This window comes from Tardiphaga sp. 20_F10_N6_6 (assembly GCF_052076045.1).
Classification (GTDB): Bacteria; Pseudomonadota; Alphaproteobacteria; order Rhizobiales; family Xanthobacteraceae; genus Tardiphaga; species Tardiphaga robiniae.
This window is the reverse complement of record NZ_CP197239.1, coordinates 5960495-5978005: the sequence shown is the minus strand read 5'-3', so window position 1 is coordinate 5978005 and position 17511 is coordinate 5960495. Positions and strand designations below refer to the sequence as shown.

The 17511-nt window shown below is 60.3% G+C and carries 12 protein-coding genes; 4 read left to right on the top strand and 8 right to left on the bottom strand.

Annotation, left to right across the window (positions count from 1 at the left end):
• Window positions 1-187 precede the first annotated feature (187 nt).
• Window positions 188-1519, bottom strand: a complete 1332-nt coding sequence (locus AB7813_RS28500; RefSeq protein ID WP_439082839.1) for a tyrosine-type recombinase/integrase — start codon at window positions 1517-1519, stop codon at window positions 188-190.
• Between the two features lie 612 nt (window positions 1520-2131).
• Between AB7813_RS28500 and AB7813_RS28495 the strand changes: the two genes are divergently transcribed.
• The 4 genes from AB7813_RS28495 to nadC are packed head-to-tail and all read left to right on the top strand — an operon-like array spanning window position 2132 to window position 6570.
• The gene (locus tag AB7813_RS28495) at window positions 2132-3127 is read left to right on the top strand and encodes an NUDIX hydrolase (RefSeq protein WP_439063184.1); all 996 of its coding nucleotides are present in this window, start codon (window positions 2132-2134) and stop codon (window positions 3125-3127) included.
• A 52-nt stretch (window positions 3128-3179) separates the two neighbouring features.
• On the top strand, window positions 3180-4163 hold the full coding sequence (nadA, locus tag AB7813_RS28490) for a quinolinate synthase NadA (protein WP_439064582.1): 984 nt from the start codon (window positions 3180-3182) through the stop codon (window positions 4161-4163).
• The gene (locus AB7813_RS28485; protein WP_439082840.1) at window positions 4160-5689 is read left to right on the top strand and encodes an L-aspartate oxidase; all 1530 of its coding nucleotides are present in this window, start codon (window positions 4160-4162) and stop codon (window positions 5687-5689) included. The genes nadA and AB7813_RS28485 overlap by 4 nt, the downstream gene beginning before the upstream one ends.
• Window positions 5690-5703: 14 nt before the next feature.
• Window positions 5704-6570 carry a carboxylating nicotinate-nucleotide diphosphorylase gene (gene nadC, locus AB7813_RS28480; RefSeq protein WP_439063182.1) on the top strand — a complete coding sequence of 289 codons (867 nt, stop codon included), beginning with the start codon at window positions 5704-5706 and terminating at the stop codon, window positions 6568-6570.
• Between the two features lie 211 nt (window positions 6571-6781).
• On the opposite strand, the gene AB7813_RS28475 is transcribed toward nadC, so the two are convergent.
• The 7 genes from AB7813_RS28475 to AB7813_RS28445 form a co-directional block, all read right to left on the bottom strand.
• Complete coding sequence (locus AB7813_RS28475) at window positions 6782-7435, bottom strand: Crp/Fnr family transcriptional regulator (protein WP_439063181.1); 654 nt, start codon at window positions 7433-7435, stop codon at window positions 6782-6784.
• Between the two features lie 85 nt (window positions 7436-7520).
• Window positions 7521-9515, bottom strand: coding sequence for a S8 family serine peptidase (locus AB7813_RS28470; protein WP_439063180.1), 1995 nt, complete (start codon window positions 9513-9515; stop codon window positions 7521-7523).
• A 47-nt stretch (window positions 9516-9562) separates the two neighbouring features.
• Entirely contained in the window at window positions 9563-10747 is a 1185-nt protein-coding gene (locus AB7813_RS28465) for a phosphatase PAP2 family protein (RefSeq protein ID WP_441228901.1), read from the bottom strand.
• A gap of 18 nt (window positions 10748-10765) precedes the next feature.
• On the bottom strand, window positions 10766-12505 hold the full coding sequence (locus AB7813_RS28460) for an adenylate/guanylate cyclase domain-containing protein (RefSeq protein WP_231077732.1): 1740 nt from the start codon (window positions 12503-12505) through the stop codon (window positions 10766-10768).
• A gap of 197 nt (window positions 12506-12702) precedes the next feature.
• Window positions 12703-13038 (bottom strand): hypothetical protein, encoded by a 336-nt coding sequence (locus AB7813_RS28455; protein ID WP_231077733.1) that lies wholly within the window; start codon window positions 13036-13038, stop codon window positions 12703-12705.
• A gap of 146 nt (window positions 13039-13184) precedes the next feature.
• A complete protein-coding gene (locus AB7813_RS28450) occupies window positions 13185-14147 on the bottom strand; it encodes a hypothetical protein (RefSeq protein WP_439063178.1) in 963 nt (320 codons plus the stop codon).
• 41 nt (window positions 14148-14188) lie between these two features.
• Window positions 14189-17500 (bottom strand): carboxyl transferase domain-containing protein, encoded by a 3312-nt coding sequence (locus AB7813_RS28445; protein ID WP_439063177.1) that lies wholly within the window; start codon window positions 17498-17500, stop codon window positions 14189-14191.
• Window positions 17501-17511 lie beyond the last annotated feature (11 nt).

The window sequence follows — 17511 nt, the reverse complement described above, 5'->3', positions numbered from 1 at the left end:
GATACGCTGCCGGGCAGCTCGAATTTGACGGCATTGGAAGCGGCCGCGGTCATCCGGCGCACGCCCGGAGCGCTGGAGCAGTGGCGGCGCGATCGGAACCATCCCCTGAAATGGCGCCATGTCGATGGTCGCCCGCTCTATCGGGTCGATGCGGTGCGCGACTATCTAGCCAGATGCGATAAAGCCACTAAGACGCCTCCGCCGCATAATGCTCGCGAAGACGACCGAGCAGCTCAGCCTTGATGGGGTCAAGTGGATTCGTCCGTTGCAGGCGCACGACCCCTCCGACCCGTTGCGCACCGACCAACTGCGCGATGTAGTCATGAGCAGCTTCGAACGCCATCTTGCGGATGATCCACTGTTCGTCGTGATTGTAGACCTGATCGATTCCGCGCGGCTTTTGCCCGACACATAACCGCTGGATTTCGTTGTCGTAGCCGCACCGTGACATAACGGTGCGCAAGCTGCGCCTCAAATCGTGCATGGTGAACCTGGCGACACCCGCTTCCTTAACCAAACGGTTCACCATCTTGGTGAAGCCCGACAACTGGCCGCCGGTCTTTGGTGACGGGAAGACGTAGTCGGACGTTGCGCGCTGGAAATGCTTCGCAGCTGTGAGCACCTCGTCAACGAGATGAGTGCGCGGCACGTCGTGATGCAGGCCCATCTTGGTCCACGCCGCATCGAAGGTGATGCGGTCATCCATGATGTGCTTTCGCCACTCAATGATGGTTGGCTCGCTGCGGCGCGGACCGCCGAGCAGGCACATGCGTGCTAATTGTCCAAAAGCCCCGAGCTTGCCGGATGCGTGCCAGACCTTGATGATCTCCTCATCCATCAGCGCGCGGCCCTTCGTTCGGCGCCCGACCCTCTGCGCACGGGTCTCTTTCGGCGCGCGATAGCCGGCAAGCACGTTGTGCTCGACGTAACCTTCGCCGACACACCACTCGAGGAATGTGTGGGTGTGCTTGCGCAAGTCCCTGGCTGCACCGCGCTTACCGGTCTTGGCGGTCTTGTCCACTGCCGCCATGATTTGCCGGCGCGTCAATTCGCCGATGGCGAGATCGAAATGATCCTTGAGACCGCGCCGCAGCGCCGACATCGCAGGCTTCCAGTTCACGACTTGGCGTCCGGTCAGGGATGTCTGATAAGGGCCGTCTTCACTGATCAAGGCCACCAGCGTAGTGCGCTGCATCTCGGCCAGTTGCTGGCGCTTGGCTTCTCGTTTGGCGTCGTTCGGATCGACCCCTGTGACCACCTCACCAGCGGTGATGGTGGCGGCCTTCCGAGCCGCCCGCTCATTGAACCTTGGCCAGGCCCCGAGGGTCTTGCGCTGAGTGCCTCTCACTCCCGGCTTGGTGAACAGGTAAACCCAGGTCCGGCCGCCCGTCGCGCGCATGCGCAGCGCCAGACCGGGCAGCTTGTCGTCGTGGAGGTAATGCTGCGCCTTGCCCGGTGGCATTGTCGTGTCGCGGATGACCGTGTCGGTCAGCGTCAAATAGTTGATCGGCTCTCCCACGGTCCCTGCCCTTCCGTCTTGTGCCCACGCGGGAATGATCGGACCGGCAAGAACCGGGTCTCAGACCTTCCCTCGACTGTGTGCCCCAAGGGAAAATTCGCGGGGGGCACAACAGGGGCACACAAGATGCGCTATGGCCCACCATGGTCAACTATGGTCACACACGACAAAAAAACCATAATTAACAGGCTCTTCTGCAATTTTACTATGGTTAGGGCTGGCTGGCTAGGGTCTACAGATTGTGGTTCACACGGGAGAGGTCCAAGGTTCGATCCCTTGTGCGCCCACCATGTCTTCGTCGAATTCAATGACTTAACGGTCCAATTCCCTTGCGGTGTGCCCCAGAAGAGCGGGGGCACAGTGCGGCACATTGGTACGACACGGTTGCCAAAAATGACTCGGCCACCGCGCCCACCCAACTGCCGCTTTCGGGCTCAGGCAAGTCGGTGTTGTGGTCAGACTGCATTCCGACATGAATTAGCGAATGGTCAGCGTGAAGGGCGCCCGCCCTTGCCGTGCGCGTCGCGTTGCAGCCTCATGTTAAAATATCAACGTGGATTCGCGATGCAGCCTTTCACCCTGCCCCCTATGAACACTTAAGCAGACGAGCTCATGGACCCGCTTGACAGCCCCAATTCCAGGACAGACGCGCGTCTGGCAACGCAGTCATCACCGCAAGGAATTGCGGCTGATCTCGTTGCCGTGCTGGTATCCGTGACCTCGGGCGAGCCTCGCGTTCTAACGATCCAGGACCAGCGCGCCCTGCCCTCCGGGCCTTTCGAACTCGCCCATCGTTCGCTGCAATCGGGGCTACGGGCCTGGGTCGAACGGCAGACACGGCTGCCGCTCGGTTATGTCGAACAACTCTACACCTTTGCGGATCGTGATCGTGCTGGCGCCACCGGCCAGCATGTCATCTCGATCAGCTATCTTGGCCTGACACGAGAACAACCGGCATTCGGCGAACACGAGGCCAGATGGCGCGGCTGGTATGATTACTTCCCCTGGGAGGATCATCGTGACGGCCCGCCGCCGCTGATGGAGAAAGCTCTGCAGCCGGGGCTCAAAGCCTGGGCTTCTGCAGCTTCCGATCGGGCGGCACAGCGCGCTCGTCGGCAGCGCGCCGCCATGCTCTTCGGTTTCGAAGAGCACGGCTGGAACGAGGAACTGGTTCTGCAGCGATACGAATTATTATATGAGGCGAGACTGATCCCGGAGGCGACACGCGGAAATTCCTCGACATCCACGTCGACCCGTGCGGCTTTATCGAACACGCCGGGTCACCCCATGATCCTGGACCATCGCCGGATTCTGGCCACCGGAATTGCAAGACTCAGGGCCAAGATCAAATACCATCCTGTCGTATTTGAATTGATGCCGGACACATTCACGCTGCTGCAATTGCAACGCTGTGTTGAGGCGCTGGCGGGACGGCAAGTGCACAAGCCGAATTTCCGCCGCCTGATCGAGCAGCAGGAACTCGTTGAGGAAACTGGCGAAACCAGCCAGGACACCGGCGGACGTCCTGCAAAGCTCTTCCGCTTTCGCCGTGCCGTCCTTGCGGAACGCGCCATTGCCGGAACCAAACTTCCCGTCTCGGGGGCTTGACAAGCCTTATACTCGATTACAGTATAACATATGCTCAACGAGAGTATATATCATGTTGTCGATACCCGAACTGCGTCCTTCGGAACATCTCTATGCGAAAGTGCGCCACGCGATTCCCGCGATCGAATGGTCGATGCTGTCAAAAGATATCGACGCTATCATCGCGTTGAAGAAAAGCCGCAACGCCGTCATCCTTGCCCACAATTATCAGACACCGGACATCTTCCACTGCGTCGCGGACATTGTCGGCGACAGCCTCGCTTTGGCGCGTGAAGCCATGCACGTGGAAGCCGACGTCATCGTTCTCGCCGGTGTTCACTTCATGGCCGAGACGGCCAAATTACTCAATCCGTCGAAGACCGTGCTGATTCCCGATCGCGGTGCCGGCTGCTCGCTAGCCGACTCCATCACGCCTGAGGACGTGAGGCTGTTGCGGCAAAAGTATCCTGGCGTCCCGATCGTGACTTATGTGAACACCTCGGCAGCGGTGAAAGCCGAGTCGGATATCTGCTGCACCTCAGGCAATGCCAAGGCGGTGATCGAGTCGCTTAGCGTTGAACGCGTGATCATGCTGCCGGACGAATATCTGGCCAGGAACATCGCCGCCGAGACCAAGGTTAAAGTGATTACCTGGACCGGTCATTGCGAGGTGCACGAGCGCTTCAGCGCCGAAGAGGTGCGCCAATTGCGCGAGAACCACCCTGGTGTCGTCGTACTGGCGCACCCGGAATGCCCGCCGGACGTCCTGGCGGAGGCCGATTTCGCCGGCTCGACGGCCGCCATGTCGTCCTACGTCGCAAGCAAACGACCACCGCGAGTCGTGCTTCTGACGGAATGCTCGATGAGCGACAATGTCGCCATCCAATACCCGGACCTCGAATTCATTCGTCCGTGCAATCTTTGTCCGCACATGAAGACGATCACGCTCGGCAACATCCGTCACGCGTTGGAGACGATGCAGCACGAGGTCACGATCGACGACAGTGTCGCAGCGCGCGCACGCCTCGCGGTCGAACGAATGCTGGCCGTCACATGACAGCGTTGCACGATACGAACGGCGCTCCCGTCATCATCGGCGGCGGCATCGCCGGCCTCATGACTGCTCTGGCGCTAGCACCGCAACCGGTGCTGCTCCTGACCGGCGCGCCGCTCGGCTCGGAATCGTCGAGTGCGCTTGCGCAAGGTGGTATCGCTGCCAGTATCGGGGCGGATGATAGTGCTTCGCTGCATCTGGCAGACACACTCGCCGCCGGTGACGGTTTGTGCGACAAAACCATCGCGGCCTCAATCCTCGCCGCAGCGCCCGCCGCGATCGAACAGTTGGCGCGGCTCGGCGTCCTTTTCGATCGGGATGCCTGCGGCAAGATCATCCTCGGCCTCGAGGCCGCGCATTCGCGCCGCCGGATCGTCCATGCCGGGGGTGATGCAACAGGCCGGGACGTTATTCGAGCCCTGGTCCGCAAGGTCCGCGAGACGCCTGCGATCACGGTGATCGAGGGAGCCACGGCACGGCGCCTGGTCGTCGAAGACAATGCAGTGGTGGGTCTTCTCGGCCATACCGGCCCGGGACCCGTGCTCTTTGCCACCGATCGTGTCGTCATCGCGACCGGTGGCATCGGAGGTCTGTTTCTGCATGGGACAAATCCGGCTGGATCCTTTGGCCAGGGCCTCGCGCTCGCAGCACGCGCCGGCGCCGTCATGGCCGATCTTGAATTTATCCAATTTCATCCGACGGCGCTCGACAGCAAGTCCTCTCCACTGAAGCTCATTAGTGAGGCCGTACGCGGAGAAGGCGCGATCCTGGTCGATGGGAATGGCGATCGCTTCATGGCCGGTGTCCCAGGCGCCGAGCTTGCGTCCCGCGATGTCGTGGCACGTGCCGTCTGGCGGCACATGGCGGCGGGGCATCGAGTTTTTCTCGACGCAAGGGGCGTGAAGGGACTCGACTTTGCGCGGCGGTTCCCGGCCATCACGGCACTTTGTCGCGATGCAGGAATCGATCCGGTTACGCAGCCAATCCCAGTCCGTCCCGCTGCGCACTACCACATGGGCGGCATACTGGTTGACCGGACCGGGCGGACCTCCGTCGACGGTCTGTGGGCCTGCGGCGAAGCTGCCTGCACCGGCCTGCATGGTGCAAACCGGCTTGCCAGTAATTCACTCCTCGAGGCGGCCGTGTGTGGCGGCTGGGTTGCCCAGAATATTGCCGCAACGACCTCCATCCGGCGGCGGCAGCCAATGTTGCCCGGTGGAGTAACAGACAGCGACCCAAGTTTGGTGCGCCCTATTCTGTCGCATGCCGCAGGCGTATTACGCGATGGCGAAGGCCTGCGTGCCGCCGCCCGCGCGCTCTATCCCCTCGCGATCTCGCAGCAAGCTGCAAGCGACCCCGCAATTGTCGGCCTGATGATCGTGATCGCTGCCTTGCGCCGCCAGGAAAGCCGCGGCGCGCATGCACGCACGGACTTCCCGAAGCACATGAGTCTGGCACAGCGTTCGACGCTGCGCCTTGATGACGCGCTTCAAGCCGCGCGAGACGACATCCCGGAACTCGTCGCCTAACCCAAAGGATCGCCATGACGCCCTCACCGCTCCCCCATGTCATGATCGAGCCATTGGTTCGCATGGCATTGCTCGAAGATCTCGGACGAGCCGGCGATCTCACGACCGATGCGATCGTGCCAGCCGACCGACGCGCCACAACACTTCTTGTTGCGCGCCAGCCCGGCGTGGTGGCCGGGCTCGACCTCGCTCGACTCGCCTTTCAACTGATCGATCCTGCGATCGAGGTGCATATCGAGCGCAGCGACGGCGCAGTCCTGGCGCCCGGCGACGTGATCGCCACAATCACCGGCCCGGCGCGAGGTATTTTGACCGCTGAACGGGTTGCTTTGAATTTCCTGTGCCGCCTGAGCGGAATCGCAACGGCAACGGCATCTGTGGTTGCAGCGGTCCGAGACTACCAGACGAAAATTGTCTGCACGCGCAAGACAACGCCAGGGCTGCGCGCCATCGAAAAATATGCGATCCGCGTTGGCGGTGGCAGCAATCATCGGTTCGGCCTCGACGATGCCGTGCTCATCAAGGACAATCACGTCGCCATCGCCGGCAGCGTAACCGAGGCGTTGAAGCGGGCGAAAACCGGTGTCGGGCATCTGGTCAAGATCGAACTCGAAGTCGATACGCTCGATCAGCTGCGCGAAGCGCTCGATCACGGTGTAGACGCCGTGCTTCTCGACAATATGGATGCAGCGACGCTCACGGAAGCTGTCGCGATGGTCGCAGGTCGGGCGGTAACCGAAGCCTCCGGCCGCATCACGCCCGCGACAGCGCCACGCATCGCTGCGACCGGCGTCGATCTGATCTCAATCGGATGGCTCACCCATAGCGTCGGCGTTCTCGACATCGGGCTCGATTTCAAACCGGACGATTTGAAGATGTGAGTCAGGCTATTGATGTTGTTGTGATCGAACTCAATATCAACAGAACGCCTCAGCAATTATCCCGATTGCAACTTTGTACCAGTAGCTTCGTCGATCCCGCGTCGCGCGATCTTCGTCCTCTAGCCCGCTTCTCTCGGGAGATCGAAAGCATCAGATCTTTTCACTGGTCGGCGCAAAAATGCACATCCGATCGGTAAAGCACCGTCACGTACTAACTTCGCGTGGCGATGTTTCTCAACGCCTGAGCATCGAGAAGGACAAGTGTACGATTCTTGACCAGAACCCAGCCGCGCTCGGCCCAAGCGGATATGATTTTATTTGCGCGCTCCCGCGAAATGCCTACCATCTCGCTAACACTCTGTTGCGTCATATTCACCACAGGGGATCCACCCATTCGCAGATTCGGCTCCGCAAATTTTACGATGATATGGGCAAGACGAGCCTCGAGACCGTGAAGGATCACCTCTTCCAGATGCTCGCTCGTCCATCTCAGGCGCGCGCATAACAAGTCAATGAACTTTGCAGCCAAAGCCGGCTCGGTTCTAACCAGGGGGATCAGATCGCGCCGCGCAATTCCCCAGATCTCACAATCGCTATTCGCGATTGCATCCGTTGTTCGGTCGAGGCCATCCAAAACAGCAATCTCGCCAAATGTCTGACCGGCACTGATCAGATTTAACACCGCGCTCTTACCGTCAGGGGAGGATGCACACATCCTCACCGAGCCTTCCACAACTCCGAACAGGCACGTCCCAGGGTCTCCGCGTCGAAAAATGTAGTCTCCCCGTTCGAAGGTCTGAAAAGACGCGCGATGAAACAGCTGGGCAACCGTCTCGGGCGCGAGGTCGCTGAAGATCGCGTTCATACGTATGGCCGCCTGACGGCCCGCTGATCTCGCTGGCTTCGCTTTCGACACCGCGATGTTCCCTGTGCTCCGCACCGGTCCCAAATCAAGGTCTGTTTGGACGTCCGCACCGATCCAGCCGGCCAGCCCCGATCCGCACAGCCAATGGTGAGCCGGGACCTGGCGCCTTTGTGTCTCCTGTTTTCGCGATGCGCTGTACGTCCGGACGATCGCAAGCAAGCTGCGAGATCATCAATTCCGAGATCAATCGTGTCACCTGCGGAGCCGCGACACTTGTCCCATTCATCGTCACAACGGAACCGCTGCGCGTACCGGCGGCAAGCAGATTCCTGTGTACTGGCGACTCGTCTCCAACTGCCGACACATCGGGGCTTCGGATTGGGGATGCGCCATCTGATGTCGCGCGCCCTCCGGCCCCCGAATACTCGCTGACGGCCTTGTCGCTGCGAAGATAAGCACCCACGACGATTGCGCGCGTCCCTGTCGCCAATGCGTTGATCGTACTTTCTCGCCGGACCGGGCTGGAGCCCTTGTCATCTTGCTCCAGTCGCCCGGCAAGATCGAAGCGCACGTAATTCTCGTCTTCAAGCCGAGATTGCCGCCCTGACAACGGATAGCCAAATGGCGTGTCGCCGCGCTGAACCCAGACATCGACTGTCGTGGCTGCTCCCTTGTTTTTGAGTTCGATCAACCACGTCCCGGACGGCGCAGTCAGCGAGGGCATTGCGAGATCAGCCGTGGGCGCCATAGCAAGGAATATCTGCGATCGCTCCCCGACTGCAGTATAGTATTTCCCGAAAAACCGGAGCTGGCCTGATATGCGCCACTGCCAGTTCTGGTTAGCCCCAATCCAAGGACTGCGCTGGTTGGTCGGGGTGGTAATCCTTATGGCGATTTCGGGTTGGGACTTCTCTGTTGCCTGTTTGGGCAGCCAGAGCTCCATAAAGCTGTTGGCCTTATCGTCGGGCTGCACGCGCCACCGCAAGCGCTTGGGCGATTGGCCAGGGATTGATGCCTGAGACAGTTCGACCAAGGCATGACATCGCGCCAGATAGTGATTTCCGGCTGGCAGAACGACCCTGAGCGGTGCGGTGCGTGACGCTATCAACTGATCGATCGCAGCTTCCAGCTGTGACGTACCATCGTGCGGGCCGGCAATGGTCCCATAACTCAAATTGATGACCACTGGGATCGGCCCCGTTCCTTCGGCGGCCGAGATCTGATCCGCACGACTGAGCACATAGGAGATGGCGGCGTAGACATTCGGAGTCAGGAATGCGCCCGACGTCTCCTCTGTCACCCACTTCGGCAATTGAACGCCGATGATATAGGGAAGGTTGGGATCTTCGGGAACCGCATGTTTCGGGTCGAGCCCGCAAGCAATGTCCATGACGTGCGTACCGTGCTTGGCGCGGCGAGCAGCCAGCTTCTGACCGGCCAACCGATAGAACTCATCCTCATCCAGCAATCCAGTATGCGTGCAGGACGCCAGAAGCTGATTGATCTCGTTCTCCTGCAGCTCCCGCCCCCAGCCGAATCCGGCCGGCCGGCCTGTATTTGTGTGATCGTCCTGGTTCCAGAAATACTTCACCCGCGATCGGCCATCCTGAAAGCGGAATCTCTCATGGGCGAACGCCAATCCGTCATCGATGATCGCGACAATTGCCCGCCGCGACGGACTCGTGGCAAGCAACTGCTGCTCGATCGGTTCAGTCTTCTCGAACAGATTCGTCGTCGGCGTTCCAAGCTCGATTCGATTGATCGAGGACAGCAGGGGCGCAAACTGTTTGGCGTCACCGCGCGATACCTTGCCGGAAACAAATGCGGAAAGAGCCTCGCGTCTCGCAATCGCCATACAGCATGTTAGATCGGCACCTCTCAGAGAGGGTGGCGCCTCCTGATAGACCGCGGGAATTCGAATGAACTGATCCAGCCCCGAGCGCACGACGGAACGGGCAAGGGCTTCCACTGGTTCATCAAGCTCCAACAAGACCCAGAACCACTCACCCGGGAGATAAGCGAACTCCGTCAGCACTGCCCATTCGAGATAAGGTGAAACCCGCTTCCGTTGTTCTGCCATAACGCACACCTTGCGAATGCGATCGCCCTACCGCCATTTCCCAGCAGCTACTTCACCTCTGCAAGCGCAGCATCCCACAGCCACTTCACAATCGGCGACACAACTGGCGGCGTGGAGGCGAGAAAATCGACATAGGGCGGATCAATCAGGGGGCTCAGCTTTTCCTGTCCGTTTGCTGGATTGTAGAAATCATGGAAATTGAAGTCCTGAGTAGCTCCGTATCGCCCGCCGTCAAAACGCCAGGCGTTGAATCTCGGCCCACCTTTCGCCCGCAGAATGAAATAGCGGGCAAGTGACAGTCCAAGCACCTGACCGGCCGCAGTGTCGACCGGGAAATGGACACCTGCCACTGTGCGGTTGACCGCGATCCGCGCCGCCTGTCGCATCAACTGCTCACCAAGTTTAGGCTCGCGCCCGTACAGCTCCCACAGGATGCGCGCAATCATATGATTTTCGGTGGAATGACCGCTCGGAAATGTCCCGTGGCCTGGCGTCAGAATGATCGGTTGAACCTGAGACGACAGTTCATATGGTCGCCAGCACGCCAGAGCATGCTTGATGCGCATTTCCACCGCGGTTGCAAACCGAAGAGCAGCATCAAGCAGCTCGATCGTCTTCTTGGTACGATCCGGATGGAGGTTCACGACCGAACTCCAGAACGCATATTGAGGGCCGAGCTGGGTCACGATTTCCGAAACACGATCCTCGCGAAGATCGGAATATTGATCCAGAAAATCCAGCTGGCCTTTGAAAGTCTCGGCCGGCGGGCGGATCAAAGTCGCAATCCGGCTCGATTTCGCTTTGGGAGAGGGATCGGCCGCCGTGGTTTGAACGTGGAACTGCCAGACCGTGACCGACTTCTCGCTCGGTGTCCGGGAGACGTTCTTGCCCTGATGCTTGTAGCTGAATTTCTCTGAGTGGCTTGTAAAATGGAGGTGCGACAGCAGTTCGAAGTCTATGACCGCCGCCCGCACCCACGGCTCCCAGAGCGCGAGGTTCTTCTTGTCGTCCAGCGCACGTGGCGACCGATTGACGGTCTGACCGAGCCAGCTTCCGACGATACCGTCGCGGTGCTTGACGAGTGCATCGGCAACCAGCGGCGACCCGTAACTGCCGTAGGGCCCAGCTCCAGCACCGCCTGCGCCTCCGGCACCGCCCGCTCCCCCAGCACCACCGGCGCCGCCTGCGCCCCCCGCACCTCCTGCGCCGCCTTCAGGACCCATCGTGCACATGTTTTTGCTCCCGTTCTGCTAATTCGGTACGCCAGCTCCCTGCAATGCGCTCGACCAAATGCGGCCAGTTTCATATCCCCCACTGGGGTGACGCTCGCGATATTTCGCGACCGTCAGGCCCGGCTCGAGTTTCATCAGTTCGGTCACCGTCTTGCGCGCCTCTTGCTGAAGGCCGAGCTGCCATTGCGCGATCGCCAGCGCGCGAAACGTGGATGTATGCGTGCGATTGGCGCGCAACGAACGGTTGGCAAGATCGATGGCGCGCTTGTATTGCCCGGCGGAGAGAGCAGCCGTTGCGGCCAGGGAATCGTAGAAGTATCTGTGAGGGTCGAGCGGCGACAGTTTCAGCGCGTGCTCGGTGTGTTCGACTGCCGACTTTCCTGCATCCTTGAAGGCGAGAAGCGTTCCCTTTAGCAGCCACGCCATCCCATCGTTAGGATTGACGCGCAGCGCGAGGTCATACTGCTCCTGCGCGACGTCAAATTGTTTCAGCAGATTGGTATGAGCAAAGCCCATAACCACCAGCGCGAGGGAACACCGCGGGTCGGCACTCAGTGCTCGCCGCCCGCAATCGAGCGCCAGTTGCGTATCCGCACTCCAGTCATCGGTCCATCCCTGCTGGACCCGCAATATGTGCCACTTGGCCATCCATGCCCATGGTACGGCCTGTCGGGGCATGCGCTCGGTCAAGACCTGGAGCATCTGGCGCGACCTGTCAAAATCCTGCACCGAAAGACGATGCATGAGCGCGATCGCCCCCATCAACAACGTGTAGCTCTCGACGGTCGGGAGTGATTGCGACTGCGCGCGTTCAAGCTCGCGCGCCATGATCGCCAAGCTGACCGCCGTCACAATACCCGCGACAGCACCGTCCTTTCCGCTGATCAAAGCTGTCGCGCTACAAACGAACGAGTCAGACCAAACGATTGTCAGATTCGACGACGATGCCAGTTCGAGGTTCACCCGCAACTTACTTCCGGCCTTGCGGTAAGAGCCCGACAGAACGTAGTTCGCCGTCAAATAGCTACTGATCTCCTCGACCGAACTATCCCGCCCGCGAAAGACAGACGTCGACAGGCGCGAGATGACGTTCAGCTCCGATGAACGCGAAAGCGCGGATATGATTTCGTCGGCGAGCACTTCGCCAATGACCCGATGTTCCGGACCATCATCCAGCCCGGTAAAAGGTACGACCGCGACAGTGGCGCGCAACTTCGGCATTGATACAGTACCTGGCTCGATCACGGGTCGCGGCCCTGGTGGGCCGACACGATACGCTCGAACGGGTTCATGCACATGTTTAAGGTAACAAGCTCCCAAATCCTCGACGTCGGCATCCAATACAGGCACGAGTTGGTCGCGAACATCGGCCGATACAACAATTTCCCCTGGCCCCGCTAAACCTGTGAGCCGGGCTGCAAGGTTAACGTCAGCCCCGTAAACATCGTGCTCGTCCGCAAGAAGATGACCGACGTGAGCTCCTTCACGGACGAGGATATACTGATCTTGCGGAACGCCTTCATTGATAACCGCACACGCATTCTGGACTGCAAAGGCAGCTCTCACCGCGAGGGGAGATTGAGGGAATTCCATCAGGAGCCCATCCCCAAGGCTCTTTACAAGCCGCCCCTCGAACCGCGGCAGGACATCTTCATCTATCGTTTTAACGAGTTTACGCCATCGCTGTACGGTGCTGGCCTCGTTCTCTTCCATCAGTCGCACGGACTCGACCACGTCCACGAAGAGCAGTGTGCGCACCACCCATTCCGGATTCTCGAATGCGAGTGAAGCGCTTGATCTAGCCATCAGCCACGCTGGTCACTGTTCTGATCCGCACTCTTGTGCACTAATGCGCACAAACTCGGTATCGCGGACGGATCACACTCAATTTTGCCCGCCAAGAACTTGTTAGCTAGACTTGAACAACGGCGATTTCAGGACGCCGCTCCTGACGACTAGATTGCAACCACGTCGCCACGCGACTCGACTTTGATACGCCAGCCGTAATCATCGATACCTGCCGCCGGACCGAATGGTGCTATCTCGATCATAGACCAGGAGTTCTTCAGCCGGCAACTGCGACCTGCGCGTAGCGACGGCGCCTCCGCCCCTGACGACGGATGTACATCGTTAAAGCCTGAAACGATTTGCTTCATGATGGCAGGGACTGCGGCGGTTTTCCCAACCACGATCGCACACATGAGGACGGCGCAAATCACTCCGGCCCCGATCATCAAGCGATGGTATAATCGACGATAGGACTGCTCCAGTTTATCTTCCGACGCACTCATGATTGCCTCCAGATAAGGCACATAGCCTTACTGCGTCCCGCTGGAGGTGGATGTGACGAGTGTCACATCCCGGGATGATTTTTTCTGATTGCCGACGCTCTTTGTCCCGGCCTGGCCGCCCCTTGAACCAAAGATAGCGTATCAAGCTACGCGCGGCTTCGAGGAAGCGCAGCGAATTCTTGGTCGTAGCTGGCGTAGGATTCCTTGAGCGTCGCCAGATTGAGCAGCATCGTCGCGACCAGCGCGTTCGAGCTATTGAAGACTTCGGTGCGCACCCACAGACTCTCGGTGCGTTTGCTGCCGGACATCGCGACGACCTTTCGGTCTATGCGGTAGTCTTCCCCAACGAACAGCGGACCTCGCAGTAACCGGATTTCCTGATCAGCGAACAGCCCGACTGCCGGCCCCTTGACCGGCAGACGATCCTTCTTGCTGCCGTGCTGAAACAACACGCTGAGCATTTCCATCGGAATGATCGCGCGTCCCCATGGCGAATTGCCTGCGCTCTCGGGCGCGTAATATGGCGACGGCTCGGTGATGACCTTGAGCTTCTGTTCAAGCGAGAATGGATAGAGCTCGCCCATATTCTGATCGAAATCCATCCGAACCGTCTGCGATGCGGTGGTCATGCCGAGCTTGATGTCGCGCAGGATTACGGCATCACTCAGCGGCTTCAGCTCAGTGAGTCGGATATCCAGGGCGGAGGCCGGCGCGTCACTGCCGATCGATGCACTGCCGCGCAACACTTCGGTGCCATCACGCTTCGCCATCCTGATCGTGCAATAATGCCCGTCACCAATCGGCTTTTCGACAATGGCCTGTACTTCCTCGCCCTCAAAGGCGGCAGCACGATAATGCGCCGAGATACAGCCCGTCTCGAACCAGTCCTTGCCCCACAGTCGTTCGCAGAGCGGTGCAAACTGGCTGAAATGGGTCGGGCCCTCGATGGTCCCGCCCTTGAAGCCGAGCTTCTGCGCGGTGGCATCGTCATGGATGGATGCGTGAGAGTCGTAAGTCTGCGCATGGAGCATCTGTCGGGGCTGTCGCCACGGACCGATCAGTGCATTTCCGGCGTCCTCAATCACCGTATCGAATGCTTTTGATATCATTGGAAACTCCTCCGGGAATGCGAGCCGTCGGTTCGTTGTGGCTACCAGGTATCGACACAGGGGCGCTTGCGACCCTCGCGTTGCGGCGGCTTCGGCACCGAACGCAGGCCGGCCATCACCCAGCGGCGCGTCTCGGCGGGGTCGATGACATTGTCGATCTCGAACACCGAGGCGATCGAGGTCGCCTTCCCGTTGGCATAGAGTTCGGCGACCTTGTTCTTGTAATAGGTCTCGCGCTCCACCGGATCGGCGATTGCCTCCATTTCCTTGCGGAAGCCGAGCCGGACGTAGCCTTCCAGCCCCATGCCGCCGAATTCGCCGGTCGGCCACGCCGCGGTGAAGAACGAGGCATGAAAACCGCCGCCGATCATCGACTGGGCACCGAGCCCATAGCCCTTGCGCAGCACGATGCCGAACAACGGCACTGTGATGCTCGCGCCGGTGACAAACATACGCGCGACATGGCGCACGATCGCGGTCTTCTCCGCCTCCGGCCCAACCATGAAGCCCGGCGTATCGCAGAGTGACACGATCGGAATGTCGAATGCATCGCAGAGCTGCAAGAAGCGCGCGGCCTTGTCGCCGGCCGCGGCGTCGATGGCGCCGCCGAGATGTTTCGGATTGTTGGCAATCAGGCCGAATGGCTTGCCTTCGATACGAATGAACGCAGTGATCATGCCGACGCCGAAATCGCGCCGGATTTCGAGCACGGAATCCTCATCAGCGATCAGATCGATCACCACGCGGATGTCATAGACGCGCAACCGGTTCTCCGGAATCGCACGCCGCAGCAGGCGCTGGTCAGGCGCACGCCATTCGGTGACGGCGCCCTGGAAGTAGGACAGATATTTCTGCGCGGCCCGTGTCGCTTCCTCTTCGTCCTCGACGAGAATATCGATGACGCCGTTCGGTGACTGGAAAGAGACGGGTCCGACTTCGGCCGGATGATAGACGCCGAGACCCCCGCCTTCGATCATCGCAGGACCCCCCATGCCGATCGAGGCGTTCTTCGTGGCGATGATAACGTCACAACAACCGAGCATCGCAGCATTGCCCGCGAAGCAATAGCCAGACACCACGCCGACCACCGGGACGAGACCCGAAAGTTTCGCGAATTGCACGAAAGACGGCCCGTCGAGACCCGTCATGCCGAGCCGATCGGTATCGCCGGGACGACCACCGCCGCCTTCGGCATAGAACACCAGCGGCATTTTCCACTGCTCGACCAGCGACAGCATGCGGTCGATCTTCTTGTGATTCATATGGCCCTGGGTACCCGCCAGCACGGTGTAATCATAGGAAATCACCATGCAGCGAGCCTCATGCTCGCCGAACTTGGCGGCATTGACGGTCGCGACGCCGGCGACCAGACCATCGGCCGGCGTGTTCTTGATGAGATCATCGACCGCGCGGCGGCGCCGCTGGCCGGCGATGGCGAGGCTGCCATATTCCATGAACGAGCCGTCATCGACCAGTTGCGCAATATTCTCGCGCGCGGTGCGCTGATTGGTCTTGCGCCGGCGCTCGACCGAAGAGGGCCGGTTTTCATCGAGCGTGATCCCCTGGCGAGCGATCAGTTCGGCAAGGTCGGGACGAATGTGGTCGAGATCGATATCGGCTTCTTGCGTGGCGAGGTCGCCGGCCACGTCCTGCGGTTCGATGTAAAGTATGGGCTCGCCCTGCATCAACGTGACGCCATCGGATGCCGCGATCCGGGTGACGCGACCGCCCTGCTCCGCAGTCACCAGATGCTCCATCTTCATGGATTCGATGATGGCGAGTTGCTGGCCGGGCCTGACAACATCGCCTTCGGCCACCGGAATGGACACGACCGTGCCCTGCAGCGGCGCCGCGACCGGGATCGATCCTTCCGGCGCGGGCTGTACGACGCCGGCGGAGGTCCGTGCATCACCGATTGATCCGCTGGCGGCGAATAGCGGCTTGCCCGCTGTCAGTGTGGCAGCGACCAGATCGGAGACGTTGCGATCGATGAAGCTGGTGTTGATCCGATTGGCCTGGAAATCGGCGTTGGCCAGGATCGCCTGCATCAACGGGATATTGGTGGCGACGCCCTCGATGCGGAATTCGCGTAACGCCCGCGTGCCCTTGGCGATGGCGTCGGCCCATTTCGACGACGGCGTGTGGACGATCACCTTGGCCAGCAACGAGTCGAAGGCCGCACTGGTCTTGTAACCGGCATAACCGAACGTATCGACACGCACGCCCGGGCCTGACGGTGGCTCGAAAATCGCGAGCGTGCCGCCGGTCGGCTTGGTGGCGCCGGTGGCATCCATGGTCTCCATATTGATGCGGAGCTGCATGGCGAAGCCGCGCGGACTCGGCACCGACGCCTGATCGAGACCGAGCGACGCCAGCGTGGCGCCACCGGCAACGGCGAGCTGCGACCGCACCAGATCGACCGACAGCACTTCCTCGGTCACGGTGTGTTCGACTTGCAGCCGCGGATTGGCCTCGATGAAGGCGAAGGCGCCATCGCCCTCGCCAGCCTCGCCATCGACCAGGAATTCGAACGTGCCGAGGCTGTCATACTTCGCCTCCGCCGCAAGATTTTTGGCAGCTTCAACGATGCGGCTGCGCAATTTATGTGACACCGACGGACTCGGCGCAACTTCGACCAGCTTCTGATTGCGGCGCTGGATGGTGCATTCACGCTCCCAGAGCTGACTGATATCGCCGTGCCGATCACCGATGATTTGCACTTCGATATGACGGGCATTGCGAATGAGACGCTCGACATAGACGCCGTCGCTGCCGAAGGCAGCCGTGGCTTCGGACTGGCAACGCGCATAGGCGTCGTCGAGATCCTCCGCGCGCTCGACAACGCGCATACCGCGGCCGCCGCCGCCAGCCATCGCCTTGATCATCACGGCGGCATTGCTACCCAGCGATGTGAAAAACGCTTTCACCTCATCAAGCGTCGAGGGGCCCATGGTGCCCGCGATGATCGGCACACCACAGCGCTTGGCGAGTTGCTTGGCCGCGACCTTGTCGCCGAACAGCTGCAATGCCGCGGGTGACGGGCCGACAAAGGTAATGCCCTCTTCGGCGCAGCGGCGGGCCAGATCGGCGTTCTCGCTGAGAAAGCCGTAGCCCGGATGCAGCGCGTCACAGCCGGTGGCTTTCGCGGCACCAATCACACCTTCGATATCGAGATAAGCACGCGCACCACGGCCGGGGATTTCCGTGGACTCGTCAGCGATCCGTACATGCAGCGAAAGCGCGTCATCGGCCGGATACATCGCGACGGTGGCAAGGCCGGCGTCCGCCGCGGCGCGCGCGATACGAATGGCGATCTCGCCGCGATTGGCAATCAGCAACTTGCGAAAGGGCATCAAAACTCTCC

Coding starts and splice junctions, on each gene's coding strand:
- AB7813_RS28495 (WP_439063184.1), top strand. CDS start 2,132: ATGGACCCGCTTGACAGCCCCAATTCCAGGACAGACGCGCGTCTGGCA.
- nadA (WP_439064582.1), top strand. CDS start 3,180: ATGTTGTCGATACCCGAACTGCGTCCTTCGGAACATCTCTATGCGAAA.
- AB7813_RS28485 (WP_439082840.1), top strand. CDS start 4,160: ATGACAGCGTTGCACGATACGAACGGCGCTCCCGTCATCATCGGCGGC.
- nadC (WP_439063182.1), top strand. CDS start 5,704: ATGACGCCCTCACCGCTCCCCCATGTCATGATCGAGCCATTGGTTCGC.
- AB7813_RS28475 (WP_439063181.1), bottom strand. CDS start 7,435: ATGAACGCGATCTTCAGCGACCTCGCGCCCGAGACGGTTGCCCAGCTG.
- AB7813_RS28470 (WP_439063180.1), bottom strand. CDS start 9,515: ATGGCAGAACAACGGAAGCGGGTTTCACCTTATCTCGAATGGGCAGTG.
- AB7813_RS28465 (WP_441228901.1), bottom strand. CDS start 10,747: ATGTGCACGATGGGTCCTGAAGGCGGCGCAGGAGGTGCGGGGGGCGCA.
- AB7813_RS28455 (WP_231077733.1), bottom strand. CDS start 13,038: ATGAGTGCGTCGGAAGATAAACTGGAGCAGTCCTATCGTCGATTATAC.
- AB7813_RS28450 (WP_439063178.1), bottom strand. CDS start 14,147: ATGATATCAAAAGCATTCGATACGGTGATTGAGGACGCCGGAAATGCA.
- AB7813_RS28445 (WP_439063177.1), bottom strand. CDS start 17,500: ATGCCCTTTCGCAAGTTGCTGATTGCCAATCGCGGCGAGATCGCCATT.